The 18,070-nt window shown below is 65.1% G+C and carries 19 protein-coding genes and 2 tRNA genes; 15 read left to right on the plus strand and 6 right to left on the minus strand.

The features are described from left to right. Positions 1-100: 100 nt before the first annotated feature. The gene (locus tag U1737_RS01150) at positions 101-2,131 is read right to left on the minus strand and encodes a 3-hydroxyacyl-CoA dehydrogenase NAD-binding domain-containing protein (RefSeq protein ID WP_332795278.1); all 2,031 of its coding nucleotides are present in this window, start codon (positions 2,129-2,131) and stop codon (positions 101-103) included. Positions 2,132-2,237: 106 nt separating this feature from the next. Next, a complete protein-coding gene (locus U1737_RS01155; RefSeq protein WP_332795279.1) occupies positions 2,238-3,458 on the minus strand; it encodes a serine hydrolase domain-containing protein in 1,221 nt (406 codons plus the stop codon). Between the two features lie 193 nt (positions 3,459-3,651). On the opposite strand from U1737_RS01155, the gene U1737_RS01160 reads away from it, so the two are divergent. The 4 genes from U1737_RS01160 (at position 3,652) to U1737_RS01175 (ending at position 7,187) form a co-directional block, all read left to right on the plus strand. Beyond that, positions 3,652-5,358, plus strand: coding sequence for a class I adenylate-forming enzyme family protein (locus U1737_RS01160; RefSeq protein WP_332795623.1), 1,707 nt, complete (start codon positions 3,652-3,654; stop codon positions 5,356-5,358). Positions 5,359-5,732: 374 nt separating this feature from the next. Beyond that, on the plus strand, positions 5,733-6,881 hold the full coding sequence (locus tag U1737_RS01165; protein WP_248521478.1) for an AI-2E family transporter: 1,149 nt from the start codon (positions 5,733-5,735) through the stop codon (positions 6,879-6,881). Between the two features lie 54 nt (positions 6,882-6,935). Continuing rightward, positions 6,936-7,012, plus strand: a tRNA-Asp gene (locus U1737_RS01170). A 98-nt stretch (positions 7,013-7,110) separates the two neighbouring features. Further along, positions 7,111-7,187, plus strand: a tRNA-Asp gene (locus U1737_RS01175). Positions 7,188-7,479: 292 nt separating this feature from the next. Here the strand turns inward: U1737_RS01175 and U1737_RS01180 are convergent. The 4 genes from U1737_RS01180 to U1737_RS01195 form a co-directional block, all read right to left on the minus strand. Then, a complete protein-coding gene (locus tag U1737_RS01180) occupies positions 7,480-7,680 on the minus strand; it encodes a DUF2842 domain-containing protein (protein ID WP_248521035.1) in 201 nt (66 codons plus the stop codon). After that, positions 7,677-8,210 (minus strand): 5-formyltetrahydrofolate cyclo-ligase, encoded by a 534-nt coding sequence (locus U1737_RS01185; protein ID WP_332795280.1) that lies wholly within the window; start codon positions 8,208-8,210, stop codon positions 7,677-7,679. The genes U1737_RS01180 and U1737_RS01185 overlap by 4 nt, the downstream gene beginning before the upstream one ends. 201 nt (positions 8,211-8,411) lie before the next feature. Next, a complete protein-coding gene (locus U1737_RS01190) occupies positions 8,412-8,735 on the minus strand; it encodes a cell division protein ZapA (protein WP_332795281.1) in 324 nt (107 codons plus the stop codon). Continuing rightward, positions 8,735-8,950, minus strand: a complete 216-nt coding sequence (locus U1737_RS01195) for a hypothetical protein (RefSeq protein WP_332795282.1) — start codon at positions 8,948-8,950, stop codon at positions 8,735-8,737. Before U1737_RS01195 ends, U1737_RS01190 begins: the two co-directional genes overlap by 1 nt. Positions 8,951-9,163: 213 nt before the next feature. Between U1737_RS01195 and gap the strand changes: the two genes are divergently transcribed. The 11 genes from gap (at position 9,164) to U1737_RS01250 (ending at position 17,715) form a co-directional block, all read left to right on the plus strand. Further along, on the plus strand, positions 9,164-10,174 hold the full coding sequence (gap, locus tag U1737_RS01200) for a type I glyceraldehyde-3-phosphate dehydrogenase (RefSeq protein WP_332795283.1): 1,011 nt from the start codon (positions 9,164-9,166) through the stop codon (positions 10,172-10,174). Between the two features lie 188 nt (positions 10,175-10,362). Then, a complete protein-coding gene (locus U1737_RS01205; protein WP_443027073.1) occupies positions 10,363-10,821 on the plus strand; it encodes an MOSC domain-containing protein in 459 nt (152 codons plus the stop codon). Continuing rightward, positions 10,818-12,008, plus strand: coding sequence for a phosphoglycerate kinase (locus U1737_RS01210; protein WP_332795285.1), 1,191 nt, complete (start codon positions 10,818-10,820; stop codon positions 12,006-12,008). The genes U1737_RS01205 and U1737_RS01210 overlap by 4 nt, the downstream gene beginning before the upstream one ends. Positions 12,009-12,056: 48 nt before the next feature. Next, complete coding sequence (relB, locus tag U1737_RS01215; protein WP_187502342.1) at positions 12,057-12,287, plus strand: type II toxin-antitoxin system RelB family antitoxin; 231 nt, start codon at positions 12,057-12,059, stop codon at positions 12,285-12,287. Positions 12,288-12,301: 14 nt separating this feature from the next. Further along, complete coding sequence (locus tag U1737_RS01220; protein WP_332795624.1) at positions 12,302-12,613, plus strand: type II toxin-antitoxin system PemK/MazF family toxin; 312 nt, start codon at positions 12,302-12,304, stop codon at positions 12,611-12,613. Between the two features lie 14 nt (positions 12,614-12,627). Next, positions 12,628-13,548, plus strand: a complete 921-nt coding sequence (locus tag U1737_RS01225) for a class I fructose-bisphosphate aldolase (RefSeq protein WP_254687360.1) — start codon at positions 12,628-12,630, stop codon at positions 13,546-13,548. Between the two features lie 75 nt (positions 13,549-13,623). Beyond that, entirely contained in the window at positions 13,624-14,313 is a 690-nt protein-coding gene (gene thiE, locus U1737_RS01230; RefSeq protein WP_332795286.1) for a thiamine phosphate synthase, read from the plus strand. A 194-nt stretch (positions 14,314-14,507) separates the two neighbouring features. Further along, on the plus strand, positions 14,508-15,518 hold the full coding sequence (locus U1737_RS01235) for a L,D-transpeptidase family protein (protein ID WP_332795287.1): 1,011 nt from the start codon (positions 14,508-14,510) through the stop codon (positions 15,516-15,518). A 4-nt stretch (positions 15,519-15,522) separates the two neighbouring features. Next, positions 15,523-16,128: a M23 family metallopeptidase gene (locus tag U1737_RS01240; RefSeq protein ID WP_332795288.1), complete on the plus strand. Its 606-nt coding sequence runs from the start codon at positions 15,523-15,525 to the stop codon at positions 16,126-16,128. An 87-nt stretch (positions 16,129-16,215) separates the two neighbouring features. Next, positions 16,216-16,779, plus strand: coding sequence for an elongation factor P (gene efp, locus U1737_RS01245; protein ID WP_187502336.1), 564 nt, complete (start codon positions 16,216-16,218; stop codon positions 16,777-16,779). Between the two features lie 123 nt (positions 16,780-16,902). Further along, positions 16,903-17,715, plus strand: a complete 813-nt coding sequence (locus U1737_RS01250; protein ID WP_056048515.1) for an inositol monophosphatase family protein — start codon at positions 16,903-16,905, stop codon at positions 17,713-17,715. Positions 17,716-18,070: the final 355 nt, after the last annotated feature.

Here is an 18,070-nt window from a genome sequence, read left to right on the forward strand (position 1 = left end):
GCGAAAGCTGGGGTATCCCCCTTGGCAGTCGCTGCGACCCGAATGGGAGATCCCAGCTTTCGCTGGGATGACGGGGCTTGGGATGGGCGGGCAGGAGAAGTTACTTAATCTTACCGCCGGTTGCGGCCGCATCCTTCAACGACTTGGCAACGGTGAAGCCGTATTTCTCGAGCCCCGCGACGACCTTCGGCAACCCCTCGGACTGCGCCCAGAACATCGGTCCGCCGCGGTACACCGGCCAGCCGTACCCATAGATCCACACCACATCGACGTCCGACGCGCGCTGCGCCTTGCCCTCTTCGAGGATCAGCGCGCCTTCGTTAACCATCGTGTAGAGCGTCCGCACGACGATCTCCTCGTCGCTGATCTCGCGTGGCGTCACGCCAGACTTCTTGCGGAAATCGTCGATGATCTCGGCAACGCGCGGCGAGTTCGAGGGCGTGCGCTTCTCGTCATAGTCGTAGAAGCCCGCCTTGGTCTTCTGGCCCCAGCGGTTCTCCGCCGCCAGCGCATCGCGGATGTTCTCGATGCGGGTGGGGTCGCGGTGCCAGCCGATGTCGACGCCCGCCAGATCGCTCATCTGGAATGGCCCCATCGGCATCCCGAACGCGACATGGACCTTGTCGATCTGCTCGGGGCTCGCGCCTTCGAGCAGCAACTTGGTCGCCTCGACCTGCCGCGGCATCAGCATGCGGTTGCCGATGAAGCCGTAGGTGACGCCCGCGACCACGGCGACCTTCTTGATCTTCTTGGCGAGCGCCATGACCGTCGCGAGCACGTCGTCCGCGGTCTTGTCGCCGCGCACCACCTCCAGCAATTTCATCACGTTGGCCGGCGAGAAGAAGTGCATGCCGACGACGTCCTCGGGCCGCTTCGTGCACGCGGCGATCTCGTCGATGTTCAAATACGAGGTGTTCGACGCGAGGATCGCGCCCGGCTTGGCGATCGCGTCGAGCTTGGTGAAGATCTCCTTCTTCACCTCCATCGTCTCGTACACTGCCTCGATGATCAGGTCGCACTCGGCGAGATCGGCGAAGTCGAGCGTCGGCTTCAGCGCGCCCATCGCCTGTTCGACCTGATCGGGCTTGATCCGGCCCTTGGCCGCGGTCGCCTCGTAATTCTTCCGCACGACGCCGGTGCCGCGGTCGAGCGCCTCCTGCTGCATTTCGACGATCGTGACCGGGATGCCCGCGGACAGGAAGTTCATCGAGATGCCGCCGCCCATCGTACCCGCGCCGATCACGCCAACGCGCTTGATCTCACGCAGCTTGGTGTCGGCGGGAACGTCGTCGATCTTGGCGGCCTGGCGTTCGGCGAAGAAGATGTGGCGTTGTGCGGCGGACTGCACGCCCGTCATCAGCTTCATGAATTCCTGGCGTTCGAAGGCGATGCCCTCCTCGAAGCTGGAGCCGTCGGCGGCCTTCTCGACGCAGGCGATATTCGCAGCAGGCGCGTCGAAGTTACGGAAACGGCGCGCATTCTCCTTCTTGAACGCGGCGACCGCGTCGGGATCGGCGTGCGCGGTCTTCTCGGACGCGCGGGGCAGGGGGCGCTTGGTCGCGATCTCGCGGGCGAACGCGATGGCATCGGCTTCAAGCGAGTCCTCACCGACGATCTTGTCGATCAGGCTGGCGTCGAGCGCCTTCTTGGCCGAGATCGGATCGCCCTTCGCGGTCATCTCCAGCGCGAGCTTCACGCCGGCGATGCGCGGGATACGCTGCGTGCCGCCGGCGCCGGGGAGCAGGCCGAGCTTCACTTCGGGCGTGCCGATCTTCGCCGACGGAACGGCGACGCGGTAATGGCAGCCGAGCGTGACCTCGCAGCCGCCGCCGAGCGCGGTGCCGTGGATCGCGGCGACGACGGGCTTCGAGGATGCCTCGATCATGTCGACGACGGTAGGAAGGCCGGGCTCGACCATTTCCTTGCCGAACTCGGTGATGTCGGCGCCCGCGAAGAAGGTGCGGCCATCGCAGCGGATCACCATCGCGGTGATGCTGTCGTCCTTGACGCCTTCCTTGATCGCGGCTTCGAGGCCCTGGCGGACCGCTGCACCGAGCGCGTTGACGGGCGGATTGTTCGAGATGATGACGAGGACGTCGTCATGGCGTTCTGTGCGGATCGGCGAAGTCATAGAGTCTCCTGTGATTTGAACGTCATGCCAGCGGAAGCTGGTATCTCCTCATAATCGGGAGACCCCAGCGTTCGCTGGGGTGACGGGGTAGGTTTGTATGCGTGAATCAGGTCATCGCGGCGTAGATCATCGTCTTCAGCTCGCGGCGGATGGGATAGACACTGCTTGGCGAAAGCTGCGTCATGAAGACCATCGAGACGCGCTCGACGGGGTCGATGAAGAACGCGGTCGAGAACATCCCGCCCCAGTAGAATTCGCCCTTCGACCCCGGCACCATCGTCTTGGCGACGTCATCGGTGATCGCGAAGCCGAGGCCGAAGCCGGTGCCGGCGTTCGAGGCCTCGCTGAACAGCGACTTCGACATCGTCGCGAGATCGGATTTTCCGGGCAAGTGGTTCTGCGTCATCAGGTCGAGCGTCTTTCGCCCGAGGATGCGCGTGCCGTCGAGTTCGCCGCCATTGAGCAGCATGGTGTTGAACCGGTGGTAATCGAGCGCGGTCGAGACGAGCCCGCCGCCGCCGGACAGAAGCTTCGGCGCGCGGCTCCAGGCGCTCTCGGCGCCGCGATCGTACATTATGCGGCCCTTGCCCGGCAGCAGTGTGTAGCAATCGGTGAGGCGGTCGAGCTTGCCCTTGGGGACCTGGAAGAACGTGTCCTTCATCTTCAGCGGTGCGAAGATGCGTTCCTTGAAGAACTGGTCGAGCGGCAGGCCCGACACACGCTGTACGACCGCGCCGAGCACATCCGTCGCGACCGAGTAATTCCACGCGGTGCCGGGCGAGAATTCGAGCGGGATCTTCGCCAGCGCGCCGATGAACCCGTCGAGGTCATGGCCACCATGCCAGCTCTCGAGTCTGCCCTCGCGATACGCCGCATCGACGTTCGAGCGATTCTGGAAGCTGTAGGTCAGCCCCGACGTATGCCGCAGCAGGTCGACCATCCGCATCGGCTCGGCGGTCGGCTTGGTCACGAACGGCACGCCGCCGCCGCCGCCATTGTAAACCGCGATATCCTTGAAGTCGGGCAGCACGTGATGGACCGGCGTATCGACCGCGACGAGTCCCTGTTCGACCAGCATCATGAACGCGACCGAGGTGATCGGCTTGGTCATCGATGCGATCCGGAACAGCGATCCCTCGTCGATCGCTTTGCCGCCCTCACGCGCGGCGCCCGCGTTCGAGAAGTGGACGATCTCGCCGTCGCGCGCGATCAACAGTTGCGCGTTCGGCAGCTTGCCCGAATCGACGTAGCGTGTCTGGAGCAGCGTATCGATCGCCGCCAACCGGCTTGCATCGAAGCCATGCGCCGCGGGCTTGGCGATTTTCATGATTCGACCGTTCCCGCCATCACCCGCTCCATACCCCTAGTTCGAACTTGTTGCCTCTATTGCCTTGAGTGCGGCAGGAATCAACTATAACCTGTCTTCGAACAGGCGATAAGCCAAACCCGAAATTCAACTCTGGAGTCAACCGGTCTTGGCAAGCGAACCGATCATCGCACTCGATCCCTCCTGGCCGGCGATGTCGCTCGCCGACGCCGAGCGAATGCTGACCGCGCCCGGCGCGAAGTTCGAGATGGAGACGCTGACGATCGACGGCATCGAGACGCGCATCTGGAAGAACGCGCCCCCGTCGTTGCGTTGGCTGGCGGAGGCGGCGCGCGCGCATGGCGACCGTGTGTTCACGGCGTATGAGGACGAGCGCGTCACCTACGAGGCGAACTTCCGCGCGATCGCGGTGCTGGCGCACCGGTTGCGCGAGATGGGGATCGGTCCCGGCGACCGCGTAGCGCTGGCGATGCGGAACCTTCCTGAATGGCCGGTCGCGTTCTTTGCGGGCGCGAGCATCGGCGCGATCATGGTGCCGCTGAACGCGTGGTGGACCGGCGCGGAGATGGAATACGGCCTCGCCGATTCGGGTGCGCGCGTGCTGATCACCGACGACGAGCGGCATCACCGGCTGGAGGCGGCGTATGCGACTTTGCCGGGGCTGGAGCACGTGTTCGTAGCGCGCGCCACGGAACCGCTGACGGGGATCGTTACGCGGCTGGAGGATGTGATCGGGACGCCGCACGATTGGGCTGCGTTGCCTGACGTTGGCCTGCCAGAGGCGACGATCGCGCCCGACGACGATGCCACGATCTTCTACACCAGTGGCACCACCGGCGCGCCGAAGGGGGCGCTCGGCACGCACCGCAACATGATGTCGAACATCCTGTCGGGCGGCTATTCGTCGGCGCGGTCGTTCCTGCGCCGCGGCGAGGCGCCACCCGAGCCGACGCCGCGGGTGACGCTGACGGTGATCCCGCTGTTCCACGTCACGGCGTGCTCGGCGGGCATGATGGGCGTGATCGCGACCGGCAGCACGATGATCTTCATGCGGAAATGGGACACGATCCGGGCGATGGAGATCATCGAGCGCGAGAAGGTCAATGTCACCGGCGGCGTGCCGACGATCGCATGGCAGCTGCTGGAGCATCCCGACCGCGCGAAATACGACCTCTCGTCGCTCGAATCGATCGCCTATGGCGGCGCGCCCGCCGCGCCCGAGCTGGTGAAGCGCATCCATGCCGAGTTCGGTGCGATGCCCGGCAATGGCTGGGGCATGACCGAGACGATGGCGACCGTTACGCATCACGGGGCCGAGGATTATCTCAACCGCCCGACCAGCGCGGGGCCGCCGGTCGCCGCCGCCCACCTGAAGATCATGGCGGACGACGGCGTGACCGAGATGCCTCTTGGGGAAGTCGGCGAACTCTGGGCGCGCGGGCCGATGATCGTGAAGGGATATTGGAACAAGCCGGACGCGACCGCATCGGCCTTCGTCGATGGCTGGGTGCGGACAGGCGACCTCGCACGGCTCGACGAGGAGGGGTTCTGCTACATCGTCGACCGCGCCAAGGACATGATCATCCGCGGCGGCGAGAACATCTACTCCAGCGAGGTCGAGAACGTCCTCTACGCGCACCCAGCAGTAACCGACGCGGCGCTGATCGGCATCCCGCACCGGATCCTCGGCGAAGAGCCGGCGGCAGTGGTGCACCTCGCGCCGGGGGCGGTGACGACCGAGGCTGAGTTGCAGGGCTGGGTCCGGCAGCATCTGGCGGCATTCAAGACGCCGGTGACAGTGCGCTTCGTGCACGAGACGTTGCCGCGGAATGCGAACGGGAAGATTTTGAAGAAGGATCTTCAGGTGTTGTTCGAGGATCGAGTGGGGGTGACGGCGTAGGAGGGCATACCGGATACCGCGCCGTCATCCGGACGAAAGTCAGGACCCAGGGTAACGGAGGGCAGCGATTTTTGGCTCTGGGTCCTGACTTTCGTCAGGATGACGAAGAGCGGGGGGGGCTCGGGATCAAGGCATGATCGGACATAACGCGGTCTTTTCGAGGAATTCCATCGCGCTGGCACCGCGCGCCGCTTGAATGCCGGCCGCGATTACGGGATGGGGGTGGCAAAGGAATTGCCATGACGGACGCCATGACGGGCGAGGGACTTCGCCAGGAACCGCACCAGCCACAGGGCGAGGGCGGCACCGTTGCGGAAGGTCCGCCGGCCGAGAGTGCGTTCGGGTTGCCGATTGCGGTCGGAGTCGAGGATGCGATGCGGATCGCGCAGCGTCGCGACCGGTTGCTCGCGGCGCTGACGCTGACCGCCGGGGTCGGGCTGATCCTCGCCATCCCGTTCGCGCTGAAATCCGGCGCCGAGTTCTTCCTGCCGCTCACGATCGCGCTTGTCATTTCCGTCGCGCTCGTGCCGGTGCTGGAGTGGCTCGAGCGGCGCCATGTGCCGTCGCCGCTCGCCGCGATCCTGTGCATCCTCGTGTTCCTGATCGCCGCGAACATCGCGATCGCCGCGATCCTCGTGCCGGCGACCGATTTCTTCCGATTGCTGCCGACCCGGCTTGATCGAATCCAGAGCAATCTCGCGCCGCTGCTCGATCTCTATTCGAGCCTCGAGAAATACGTGAACAAGACGCTGCGGCAGGTCGCGTCGACACCGATCAAGCAGCCGGCGACCGCAGGCGTCGCCGCGCCGGGTTCAATCCTCGAACTCGCCGCGACCTCGGCGCCGGCCGTGATCGTGCAGTTCCTGTTCGGGGTGCTGATCGTGTTCTTCTTCCTGTCCGGCTGGACGCGGATGCGGCGGCAGACGATCACCGGCCGGACCAGCTTCGATGGCGCGATGGCGACGGCCCGCGTAATTCAGGACATCGTCGACGACGTGTCGGCGTATCTCGGCACGATCACGCTGATCAACATCGTGCTGGGGATCGTCACCGGGGTGGCGCTGTGGTTCATCGGCATGCCGTATCCGGCGATGTGGGGCGGGATCGTCGCGCTGCTTAATTACATCCCGTATTTCGGGCCGGTGATCGGCGCATTCCTGCTCGCGCTGGGAGGGCTAATGACGTTCTCGGACATCTGGATGGCGATGTTGCCGCCAGCGCTGATGTACGGGCTGCATCTGGTCGAGGCGAACGCGATCACGCCGTTCGTCGTCGGCCACCGGCTGACGATCAGCCCGTTGCTGATCCTGATCTCGCTGAGCTTCTGGGGGTGGGTGTGGGGCACGTCTGGCGCATTGCTGGCGGTGCCGCTGCTGATCATCATCCAGACGGTCGTGAAGGCCGCTGGCAAGCCCGATATCGCTGGTTTCCTGTTCGAGCACGGCACCTTGGTGCAGCCCAAGGCGGGTCGAAATCGCCGTCGCGGCGATCCGCCCGAGGCACAACGTGAAACTGGCGGATAATTTGGGTTGACGGTATCCGAACCCTCGCCTAGTTGCCGCCTCCACGCTGTTTCAGCGGGTGTAGCTCAGTTGGTTAGAGCGCCGGCCTGTCACGCCGGAGGTCGCGGGTTCGAGTCCCGTCACTCGCGCCATCGTTTGCCCCGGCGGGGTAGATGGTTCGAGATAGTGTCAAGGTTTTGACGAGCCTTCCGCTGTGTCCCTCGGGGCGCTAGGGTTCGTCATTGGGAATGCGGGTGTAGCTCAGTTGGTTAGAGCGCCGGCCTGTCACGCCGGAGGTCGCGGGTTCGAGTCCCGTCACTCGCGCCACCCTATGCGGTGGCCGAGACCCTTCACGAATTATCGAGTGCTGCGAGCATTCTGTTCCGTAGATAGTCCGGAACCGTTAACCTCATTCCGTTCGTGCTGAGTAGAGACCGAGTAGCTTCGTTTGAAGCGTATCGAGGGCTCGTATCGAAGCATGTGTTCCGTGCGCCAACCTGTCCTTCGATACGCCCTCTCGATACGCCGCTGCGCGACTACTCGATGGCTACTCAGGACGAACGGCAGGGGGCGGCGAACGGAGCGCGTAGGCCCAAAGAGACGTAAGACGGGGCAGGCGTTACCGCCCGATTTCCATCCAGCGCAGCACAGGCTTCAGCGGTGCGATCCAGATCAGGCCGGTGAACAGATAGAACACCAACTGCCCCAGCCAGTGCCAGCTGCCGACGATGGTCGACAGGCTGACGATCGCCACGCACCACACCAGGATCAGGAGCAGGATGCCGAGCATGCCGACGGGTTTGCGCCAGGTTGGCGTCATGGCGTGATCCATTCGAGTTCGGTGGCGATGGCGTGGAGCGGGACGTCCCACGGGTCTGGGGTCAGGCTATCTACCTGCTGCACCGACAGCGCAATGCCGACGCGCCAGGCGTTCGGGTGCGCGAGGAAGGCGCGGTCGTAATAGCCGGCGCCCTGGCCGATTCGGTTGCCGCCGCGATCGAAGCCGACGAGCGGCGTCAGGATGATGTCGGGTTCCAACTCTGCCGCGTCCTCGGCGGGCTGGTGCAGTCCGAACGGTCCGGCGATCAGCGCCGCCTCGGTTTCCCATGACAGGAAGCGCATCGGCAGCGACCGGCGGACGACATGGGGCAGGGCGATGACGCAGCCGGCTTCGACCGCAGCGCGGGCGAATGGCGATGGATCGGCCTCGCCGCCGAACGGGACATAGGATGCGACCGTCAGTCCGGGTTTCAACCGCGCCAGAAACGCGGAGGGCGCGGGAATTTCGACGGGCGGGCGCGCTTCGCGGGCGGCGCGCAACGAGGCTCTCAGCGCGCTCTTGCCGGTCATGCGCAGGAAACCTCGCAATGGGGTGGGGGTGGGGTGGCGGGCCCACCATGGCCGTGTGCCGGGTTATCCACTGACGCACGGTACGTCAGGTGGTGACCATATGCTTCGGACCAGGATCCTAACAGGGACAGCCCCCTATGGATGATGAATAGCCTCAGGGATAATAAAGGCTCGTACCGGGCAGAACCCGCCATGACTAATCTAGGCGTTCGGCCCGCTTTGCTCAAGGGGGCTTAGCTCAAGGGCTTCTGCGAGCCCTTCGAGACGATCGGCGATCCGGGTCAGCGCAATCTCGCTGACCGCCGAGCCTTCGGGCGGGCGATGCGCGGCTTCGTCGAGGTCGTCCGCGAGCATCAGCGCGACGAACAGCATCGCGCGTTCGGCACTGAGGCCGCCGGCGGCACGGTCCGCGATCGGCCAGCGCTCGGCGAGCATCGCACCGAGCAACCGGACGCGCGATTCCTCGCCATCGCGGCAGGCGACGGCGTGCGGGCGGCCGCCGATATCGAGCATGACCTGTGCCATCAGTTGGGGCTCCCGCGCGTGATGACGTCGTCGAGCGCTGCGACGGCTTCGGCCATCCGTGCTTTCAGCGCGGCGTGACGTTTGGCGAGGGAATCGCTGCTGCGGGCGCGGGCGGTGATCGCGGCTTCGATCCGCGCGATCGCGGCGTCGATCCGGTCGACCGCCGCCGTGTCCGCCGCCCCGTCCTGTATCGCGGCGGCCCCCGTATCGGCCATCGTATTGGCCCCGGTATCGGCCCTCTTATCGGTCGTCGTATCGGATATCGTGTCTGGAGTATCTGGCATGCCGTCGAGATAGCATGGCCGGGGTGTGCGACAAGCCGCTTTCGCCGCCCCGATCCGCGATCCACGGTGTTGACAGGGCGCCCCACCGCCCCGCAAAGGCTGCGCGCCCGGAACGGACTCGCGGGCGTTAGCGGAGATATGGCAATGACGGTCAAGGTTGCGATCAACGGTTTCGGGCGCATCGGCCGTCTCGTCGCCCGTGCAGTACTCGAACAGTCGAACGGCGTCCTCGAACTCGTCGCGATCAACGATCTCGGCGATGCGAAGTCGAACGCCTGGCTGTTCAAGCGCGACAGCGTCCACGGCAAGTATCCGGGCGAGGTCTCGGCCGAGGGCAACGAACTGGTCGTCGACGGCAAGCGCATCCGCGTTACCGCCGAGCGTGACCCGGCCAACCTGCCGCACGCCGAGCTGGGGGTCGACATCGTCCTCGAATGCACCGGCTTCTTCACCGACAAGGCGAGCTGCCAGAAGCATCTCGATGCGGGCGCGAAGAAGGTGCTGATCTCGGCGCCTGGCAAGAACGTCGATCTGACCGTCGTCTACGGCGTCAACCACGACAAGCTGACCGCCGAGCACACGATAGTCTCGAACGCGTCGTGCACGACCAACTGCCTCGCGCCCGTCGCCAAGGTGCTGAACGATGCGATCGGCATCGAGCGCGGCCTGATGACGACGATCCACGCCTATACCAACGACCAGAAGATCCTCGACCAGATCCACCCCGACCTGCGTCGCGCTCGCGCTGCGGCGATGTCGATGATCCCGACGACCACGGGTGCCGCACGTGCGGTTGCCGAGGTGCTGCCGGAGCTCAAGGGCAAGCTCGACGGCTCGGCGATCCGCGTGCCGGTGCCGGACGTGTCGCTGATCGACCTGACCTTCACCCCGTCGCGCGATACGACGCGTGAAGAGGTGAATGCGGTGCTGAAGGCGGCGTCCGAGAGCGGCCCGCTGGTCGGCGTGCTCGACTGGTCGGACGAGCCACTCGTCTCGATCGATCTCCAGCACACCCCGGCGTCGTCGACGATCGACAGCCTGGAGACCGCGGTGATCGACGGCAAGCTGGTCCGCGTCGTCAGCTGGTACGATAACGAATGGGGCTTCTCGAACAGGATGGTCGATACCGCGACCGCGATGGCGAAGTTCATCTAAGGTAGACGGACGCTGCTCTTCTATAGCTTCTGCTCCGAACCAAACCGACATCCCAGCGAAAGCTGGGATCTCCCCATTCGGGTCGCAGCACCCGCCAATAGGGATACCCCAGCTTTCGCTGGGGTGACGGGTTTGGGAGCGGGGAACCCATGTGCGTCCGTAGTGACGGGCATTGGGATGCGGCGCTGATGGGCACCATAGCCGGCATCGCGCGCCATGCTCGCGGCAAGGGCGCGATGGAGGTCCTCGATCAGGTCGCGATCACGGTAGAGGCTGGCCTCGACGGTGATTTCCGCGGCCGGGTGAAGCCCGGCGGCAAGGGCCGCAGGCAGGTCACGTTGCTCGAACGCAGCGACTGGGATGCGGCGATGGTCGACGTTGGCGCCGACATCCCTTGGCAAGAACGCCGCGCGAACCTGCTCGTCGACGGCTTCGACCTTCCCCAGATACCCGGCACACGGCTCCGCATCGGTGCCGACGTCGTGCTGGAGGTGACGCGTCACACCGATCCGTGCGAACGCATGGAGGCACTGGCGCCAGGATTGTTCGCCGCGCTGACGCCTGACTGGCGGGGCGGGGCGTGTACCCGAGTTTTGATGGGCGGCAGTATCGCCGTCGGTGATGAGATCAGGATCGAAGAACCATGACCAAGCCATTCAAGACGCTCGACGATATGGGTGATGTCCACGGCAAGTGCGTGCTCGTCCGCGAAGACCTCAACGTGCCGATGGCAGAGGGTCATGTCACCGACGACACCCGCCTGCGGGCCACCGTCGCGACGGTTGGCGAGCTTGCCGACAAGGGTGCGATCGTCCTAGTCCTCGCGCATTTCGGCCGCCCCAAGGGCGTGCCGAGCCCGGAGTTCTCCCTGTCGCAGGTCGTGAAGCCGTACAGCGACGTGCTCGGCCGCGAAGTTCGCTACGTCGACTGGGAGGGCGCGGATGACGCCGTCGCAATGCTCGAACCCGGCGACATCGCGGTGCTGGAGAACACGCGCTTCTTCGGCGGTGAAGAGAAGAACGACCCGGCGGTGGTCCGGCGTTTCGCTCGCCTGGGCGACCTGTACGTCAACGATGCCTTCTCCGCCGCACACCGCGCACACGCCTCGACCGAGGGGCTGGCCCACGTTCTCCCGGCCTATGCGGGCCGAGCTATGGAAGCCGAACTCGACGCCCTCCAGAAGGCGCTCGGCGAGCCCGAGCATCCAGTCGCGGCGGTCGTCGGAGGCGCCAAGGTTTCGTCGAAGCTCGACGTGCTGCGTCATCTGGTCACCAAGGTGGATCACTTGATCATCGGCGGCGGCATGGCCAACACGTTCCTCGCGGCGCGCGGCGTCGATGTCGGCAAAAGCCTTTGCGAGCATGAGCTTGCGAGCGTTTGCGAGCAGATCATGGAAGCTGCGGACAGGGCCAACTGCACCGTCCACCTGCCGTACGACGTGGTGGTCGCCAAGGAGTTCATGCCGAACCCCGCCACCCGCACCGTCAACGTCCACGAAGTCGCCGCCGACGAGATGATCCTCGACGTCGGCCCGGCCGCGGTCGAATCGCTCGGGGACGTGCTGAAGAACTGCCGCACTTTGGTCTGGAACGGGCCCCTCGGCGCTTTCGAGACGGTACCGTTCGACAAGGCCACCGTCGCCCTCGCGAAGACCGCAGCGGCATTGACCGAGGGCGGTTCGCTCGTCTCGGTCGCCGGCGGCGGCGATACGGTCGCGGCGCTCAATCACGCCGGCGTCGCGGATGCGTTCACCTTCGTCTCGACCGCAGGCGGCGCGTTCCTGGAATGGATGGAAGGCAAGACGCTCCCCGGGGTCGCCGCGCTCCACGGTTGAAAGGCGCGGGCATCCGAGCTATGTTTAACATGTTAAACGGAGACTCGGATGCTCGGCGTCAGGCTCGATAGCGAACTCGAAGAACGACTCGCGGCGGTTGCGCGCACCCAAGGGCGCAGCAAGAGCGATATCGCGCGCGAAGCCGTGCGTCGGTATGTCGAGCGGCATGACGAGGCGTTCCTGGCGGAGGCCAAGCGCCAGTCGCTCGCGGCGGCCGCGCAGGATCGACACGCGATCGACGAAGACTGGGACGTGATGATCGCGGCATCCCCCGCATGAAACTCACGCGGGGCATGGTCGTAGTCGGAACCGGAAAGGGGGACTCCTCCCGGACGCCGCGACCTTTTATCGTCGTCCAGTCAGACGTGTTCGCGGATCACGCGACGATATCCTTGTGCCCTTTGACGAGCGTCATCAGCGGCACAAACCTCTTCCGCGTGTCGCTCGAGGCATCGCCAGAGACCGGCCTCGCTCGCGACACCGAAATCCAGGTCGACAAACTCGATACGCTCGATCGCAATGCGATCGTCAAAATCATCGGTACGATACCCATCACAACCATGACCCGGGTCGACGACGCGTTGCGCCGCTGGCTCGAACTCTAAGACAGGAATTCAGCATGACCTCGACGATCACCCCGCAAGTCAAAACCATTCTCGACAAATACGAAGCGACCAGCCCGGCGGTTAAGGCGAACCTCGCGCGCATCCTGATGCAGGGCAAGCTGGGCGGCACCGGCAAGCTGGTGATCCTGCCGGTCGATCAGGGCTTCGAGCATGGCCCGGCGCGCAGCTTTTCGGTGAACCCGCCCGCGTACGACCCGCATTACCATTACCAGCTGGCGATCGATGCGGGGCTCAGCGCCTATGCGGCGCCGCTCGGGATGCTCGAAGCGGGCGCCGATACGTTTGCGGGCCAGATCCCGACGATCCTGAAGTGCAACAGCTCGAACAGCTGGGCGACCTCGATCGATCAGGCGGTGACGGCCACCGTGTCCGACGCGGTGCGGCTCGGGTCGGCGGCGATCGGCTTCACCATCTATCCGGGTGCGGATCAGTTCTTCGATCTCGTCGAGGAAATCCGCGAACTGAGCGAAGAGGCCAAGTCGGTCGGCATCGCGACGGTGATCTGGTCCTATCCGCGCGGCGGTGAGCTGACCAAGGACGGGGAACTCGCGCTCGACGTCGGTGCCTATGCCGCGCACATGGCGGCGCTGCTCGGCGCGCACATCATCAAGACCAAGCTGCCGACCGCGCATATCGAGCAGAAGGAAGCCAAGCCGCTTTACGCGAACACTGACTGGTCGAAGCAGTCGGACCGCGTGAAGCACGTCGTCCAGTCGAGCTTTGCCGGGCGTCGCATCAACGTCTTCTCGGGCGGCGCGTCGAAGGGCGAGGACGCGGTGTTCCAGGACGCGCGCGACATTCGCGACGGCGGCGGCAACGGCTCGATCATCGGCCGCAACACCTTCCAGCGCCCGCGCGACGAAGCGCTGGCGATGCTCGACCGCATCATCCGCATCTACAAGAACGAAGAATAAGCTGCGCACGGCCCGTTCGTCACCCCTGCCACGCGCCGGGGTGACGCGCGCGGCATGAGAGGCTAGGGGCCGGACATGACCGAATTCGAAGATCCGCTGGGCCCGCTCGATCCCAATTTCGCCGAGAATTTCCGCCGCGACATGCGTCGGCCGCCGTGCCAGCTTTACCTGGTGTCGCCGCTGGATGTCGGCGGTGACTTTCCCGAGCGTCTGGCGCGGGCGCTCGACGCTGGGCCGGTGGCCGCGTTCCAGTTCCGTGTGAAGGATATCGACCAGCACGCCGCCGCCGCGCTTGGCGAGCCTTTGCGTGCGATCTGCGCCGAGCGGGACGTTGCGTTCATCGTCAACGATGACATCGGGCTGGCCAAGCGGCTCGACGCGGACGGCGTGCATCTCGGGCAGGACGATGGCGATCCGCGCGAGGCGCGCGCGCAGCTCGGGCCCAACGCGCAGATCGGCGTGAGCTGTCACGGCAGCCGCCATCTGGCGATGGAAGCGGGCGAGGCCGGGGCCGATTACGTCGCGTTCGGCGCGTTCTATCCGACCACGACGAAGGTCGCGACGCATACCGCCGAGCCGGTTATCCTGTCCTGGTGGTCGACGCTGTTCGAGATGCCCTGCGTTGCGATCGGTGGCATCACGCCGGAGAACGCCGCGCCGCTCGTCGCGGCCGGGGCGGATTTCATCGCTGTGTCGGGCGCCGTCTGGAGTGGCGACGAGGTCGCGGCGATCAAGGCGTTCGGCGAGGTTCTCGCCAAGCGCTGAACCTCACGCTTCGTCATCCTGACGAAAGTCAGGACCCAGGGTAATTAAGCGCTGTCCCCCGTGGCTCTGGGTCCTGACTTTCGTCAGGATGACGGGTGCGTGGTGGGGTGATGGCGATCCGTCGCCGTTGTCGACGGAAACAACCGTCGTCCCGACCGTTTGATGCAGAAGCGTAACGGTTTGGGATGACGGGCATGACGGCATTTGTGAAGGCTTCGGTTCTTGTAGCGGGTCTGTTCGGCTTGGCGTCGCCAGCGCTTGCGCAGACGTCCCCGGCAAAGTCCGTACCGATCGACCGCAGCATCCTCCACGTGCAGGTGATCCTCGATCATCTCGGTTTCGGGCCGGGCGTGCTCGACGGGCGTGGCGGACAGTCGCTGGTCGCTGCGTTGAAGGGGTTTCAGGAGGCTAAGGGCCTGCCGATCACCGGCAAGTCCGATGCCCGGACGTTGCAGGCGCTGTACCCGTATCGCGCCGCTCGGCCGACGGTGACGGTCGCGTTGACGCCGCAGATGCTTGCCGGCCCGTACATCAATCCGCTGCCGAAGGATCCGGCGAAGCAGGCCGAACTGCCGACGATCGGCTATCGCTCGGTCATGGAGAAGCTGGGTGAGATGTTCCACACCACGCCCGCGGTCATCATGGCGTTGAACTCGCCGACGACGATGCTGACGCCCGGCACGAAGGTCGTGTTCCCGAACGCGCTGCCGACGTCGCGCGCCTATGATGCGAAATTCACCCCCGAATGGCGGGCAACCCTCAACATGCTGAACGTCGATGCGAAGCAGCCGCAGGCGGATCATGTCGTCGTCGACAAGTCTGACGGCGTGCTGCGCGTGCTCGACGCGAACGACAAGCTGATTGCGCAGTTCTCCGCGACGATGGGGTCGAGCCACGATCCGCTGCCGCTCGGCACGTGGACGATCAAGGGCTCCGACTACAATCCGAAATTCCACTTCAACCCGGCGCTGTTCTGGGATGCCAAGAAGGGCCAGCAGAAGGAGATGCTCCCGCCGGGGCCGAACGGTCCGGTCGGCGTCGTCTGGATGGACCTGTCGAAGGAGCACTATGGCATCCACGGTACGCCCAACCCCGAGACGATCGGGCGTGCGGAGAGCCATGGCTGCATTCGCCTGACCAACTGGGATGCGGCGCGGCTGTCGATGATGATCAAGCCGGGGACCAAGGCCGTTTTCCAGGCGTAAGGCGATGACGCGGACGTTCTGGATCATTCTCGCGCTGATCGTGGTCGTAGTCGGTGCCTTTGCGTCGATGGTGTCGTTCGGCGGTAGCGGTGGCAGCATCGAGCGGCACGTGCTCTGGCGCAAGCCCGCGCCTCCTGCCGAGGTGGTTGCCGCGCCCGTGACGCCGGGCGCGCTGGCCGTTCCGGTGGCCGGCGTTCCTAGAAAGGCGATTGCGGACAGCTGGAACGATGCGCGGGGTGGTGGGCTGCGCGGCCATCATGGGACGGACATCATGGCGCCGGGCGGTACCCCGGTCGTCGCGGCGGCACCGGGTCGGATCGAGAAGCTGTTCCAGAGCGGGCTCGGCGGCATCACGCTGTACGTTCGTTCAACCGACCGACGCTGGACCTATTACTACGCGCATCTCGCCGGATATGCGGCGGGCATCCGTGAGGGCATGGCGGTCAAGGCGGGCGATACGCTCGGCTATGTCGGCGATACCGGCGATGCGGGGGCGGGCAATTATCATCTGCATTTCGGGCTTACGAAGATGCAGCCAGGTGAGCGCTGGTATCAGGGCGAGAACGTGAACCCGTACCCGCTGCTTGCCGGAAGCCGGTCGTCCCGCTAAAGCCCGCCGCTTCGGGTTTCCGCATAGCCACGCCTTACGGGCCATGCTTCGCGGACGGCCCCTAGCTCTTTCCAGCAGGAATCGGTCATGAAGATCAACGCGGTCGAGATTCGTCCCGGCAACATTCTTGAATATGAGGGCGGCATCTGGCGCGCCGTGAAGATTCAGCACACGCAGCCCGGCAAGGGCGGGGCCTATATGCAGGTCGAGATGAAGAACCTCATCGACGGCCGCAAGAACAACGTCCGTTTCCGCTCCGCCGAGAGCGTCGAGAAGGTCCGGCTCGAGACCGTCGACTTCCAGTTCCTGTTCCGCGAAGGCGACATGCTCACTTTTATGGACAAGGTGAACTACGAGCAGATCTCACTCGACGCCGATATTCTGGGCGACGCCGCGGCGTTCCTGCAGGACGGCATGGATGTGGTGATGGAGCTCTGGGAAGAGCGGCCGATCTCGGTCCAGCTGCCCGACACGATCGAGGCGCTGATCGTCGAGGCGGATGCCGTGGTGAAGGGGCAGACGGCTTCGTCGTCGTATAAGCCGGCCGTGCTCGAGAACGGCGTGCGCGTGATGGTTCCGCCGCATATCGGCGCGGGCACGCGGATCGTGGTCGATGTCTACGAGCAGACCTACGTAAGGCGCGCCGACTGATATCTGCTCCCTCTTCCCTTCGGGGAGAGGGTCGGGGTGAGGGGCGGCCCCAAACGATACCGCCCAGAACAGCCCCTCTCCCAACCCTCTCCCCGGAGGGGAGAGGGCTTAAGGTAAATTAAAATGCCCAGCCATTCCGGCATCATGACCGTCATCGAGCGCGCCGCCCGCAAGGCAGCGCCGCGTCTGCGCCGCGATTTCAACGAGGTCCAGCAACTCCAAGTGAGTCGCAAGGGTCCGGCGGACTTCGTCAGCCAGGCCGACCAGCGCGCCGAGCAGACGATCTTCGAGGAACTCAGCCACGCTCGCCCCGATTGGGGCATGCTCATGGAGGAGCGCGGCGAGGTCGAGGGCGATCCGAACAAGCCGCGCTTCATCGTCGATCCCTTGGATGGAACGTCGAACTTCCTCCACGGCATCCCGCATTTCTGCATCTCGATCGCGGTCGAGGAGCCGATGCCGAACGGCAAGCGCGAGGTTACCACCGCATTGGTGTATCAGCCGCTGACCGACGAAAGCTTCTGGGCCGAGAAGGGCCGGGGGGCTTGGCTCACCGACCAGCGTTTGCGCGTGTCGTCACGGCGGGATCTGTCCGAATCGCTGATCGCTACGGGGATCCCGTTCCTCGGCCATGGCGACTTCGCGCAGTGGAGCCGGATTTTCGGCGCGGTTGCGCCTGAGGTTGCGGGCATCCGTCGGCTTGGTGCTGCGGCGCTCGATCTGGCGTGGCTGGCGGCCGGCCGGTTCGACGGCTTCTGGGAATCGAACCTGAAGCCTTGGGATGTTGCTGCGGGCATGTTGCTGGTGAAGGAAGCCGGCGGTTTCGTCACCGACTTCCGCGGCGGCGACCGCGCGATGGAGCGCAACGAGTTTCTTGCGGCGAACGACGCGCTGCACTCGCGACTCCATAAGCTGGTTGCCGGCGCGCTTCGGTAAGCTGGATTGGTTTGATGGCGCGTTCAATGATAGCTGCCACCAAACCGAACTGCGTCACCTTACCCACAACCGTCACCCCAGCGAAAGCTGGGGTCTCGTGGTTGGCGGACGATGCGGCTACCACAGGGATACCCCAGCTTTCGCTGGGGTGACGGTTGTGGAAGGGGCAGAACCAGAGTGCGGTCAACGGCGCAAAGGCGTGGCCCCAATTACACTCCGTCATGCCGGGCTCGTTCCGGCATCCACCGTTCCGCGTGCCCGCCGCACGTTGGTTTGCTGCACGGTGGACCCCGGAACCAGTCCGGGGTGACGGAGTGGGTTTGGTGACGTCGCGGCCGCTCGGCGTGCGCTCCAC

The organism is Sphingomonas fucosidasi (assembly GCF_036663855.1).
Lineage (GTDB): Bacteria > Pseudomonadota > Alphaproteobacteria > Sphingomonadales > Sphingomonadaceae > Sphingomonas > Sphingomonas faeni_B.

Bases quoted from the DNA above. Each gene is read 5' to 3' on its own strand.
- U1737_RS01210 (WP_332795285.1), top strand. From the start codon at position 10,818: ATGACCAAGCCATTCAAGACGCTCGACGATATGGGTGATGTCCACGGC.
- U1737_RS01165 (WP_248521478.1), top strand. From the start codon at position 5,733: ATGCGGATCGCGCAGCGTCGCGACCGGTTGCTCGCGGCGCTGACGCTG.
- U1737_RS01225 (WP_254687360.1), top strand. From the start codon at position 12,628: ATGACCTCGACGATCACCCCGCAAGTCAAAACCATTCTCGACAAATAC.
- U1737_RS01235 (WP_332795287.1), top strand. From the start codon at position 14,508: ATGACGGCATTTGTGAAGGCTTCGGTTCTTGTAGCGGGTCTGTTCGGC.
- gap (WP_332795283.1), top strand. From the start codon at position 9,164: ATGACGGTCAAGGTTGCGATCAACGGTTTCGGGCGCATCGGCCGTCTC.
- U1737_RS01180 (WP_248521035.1), bottom strand. From the start codon at position 7,680: ATGACGCCAACCTGGCGCAAACCCGTCGGCATGCTCGGCATCCTGCTC.
- U1737_RS01185 (WP_332795280.1), bottom strand. From the start codon at position 8,210: ATGACCGGCAAGAGCGCGCTGAGAGCCTCGTTGCGCGCCGCCCGCGAA.
- U1737_RS01205 (WP_443027073.1), top strand. From the start codon at position 10,363: ATGGGCACCATAGCCGGCATCGCGCGCCATGCTCGCGGCAAGGGCGCG.
- U1737_RS01150 (WP_332795278.1), bottom strand. From the start codon at position 2,131: ATGACTTCGCCGATCCGCACAGAACGCCATGACGACGTCCTCGTCATC.
- efp (WP_187502336.1), top strand. From the start codon at position 16,216: ATGAAGATCAACGCGGTCGAGATTCGTCCCGGCAACATTCTTGAATAT.
- U1737_RS01250 (WP_056048515.1), top strand. From the start codon at position 16,903: ATGCCCAGCCATTCCGGCATCATGACCGTCATCGAGCGCGCCGCCCGC.
- U1737_RS01160 (WP_332795623.1), top strand. From the start codon at position 3,652: ATGTCGCTCGCCGACGCCGAGCGAATGCTGACCGCGCCCGGCGCGAAG.
- U1737_RS01155 (WP_332795279.1), bottom strand. From the start codon at position 3,458: ATGAAAATCGCCAAGCCCGCGGCGCATGGCTTCGATGCAAGCCGGTTG.
- U1737_RS01220 (WP_332795624.1), top strand. From the start codon at position 12,302: ATGGTCGTAGTCGGAACCGGAAAGGGGGACTCCTCCCGGACGCCGCGA.
- U1737_RS01240 (WP_332795288.1), top strand. From the start codon at position 15,523: ATGACGCGGACGTTCTGGATCATTCTCGCGCTGATCGTGGTCGTAGTC.
- relB (WP_187502342.1), top strand. From the start codon at position 12,057: ATGCTCGGCGTCAGGCTCGATAGCGAACTCGAAGAACGACTCGCGGCG.
- U1737_RS01190 (WP_332795281.1), bottom strand. From the start codon at position 8,735: ATGGCACAGGTCATGCTCGATATCGGCGGCCGCCCGCACGCCGTCGCC.
- thiE (WP_332795286.1), top strand. From the start codon at position 13,624: ATGACCGAATTCGAAGATCCGCTGGGCCCGCTCGATCCCAATTTCGCC.
- U1737_RS01195 (WP_332795282.1), bottom strand. From the start codon at position 8,950: ATGGCCGATACGGGGGCCGCCGCGATACAGGACGGGGCGGCGGACACG.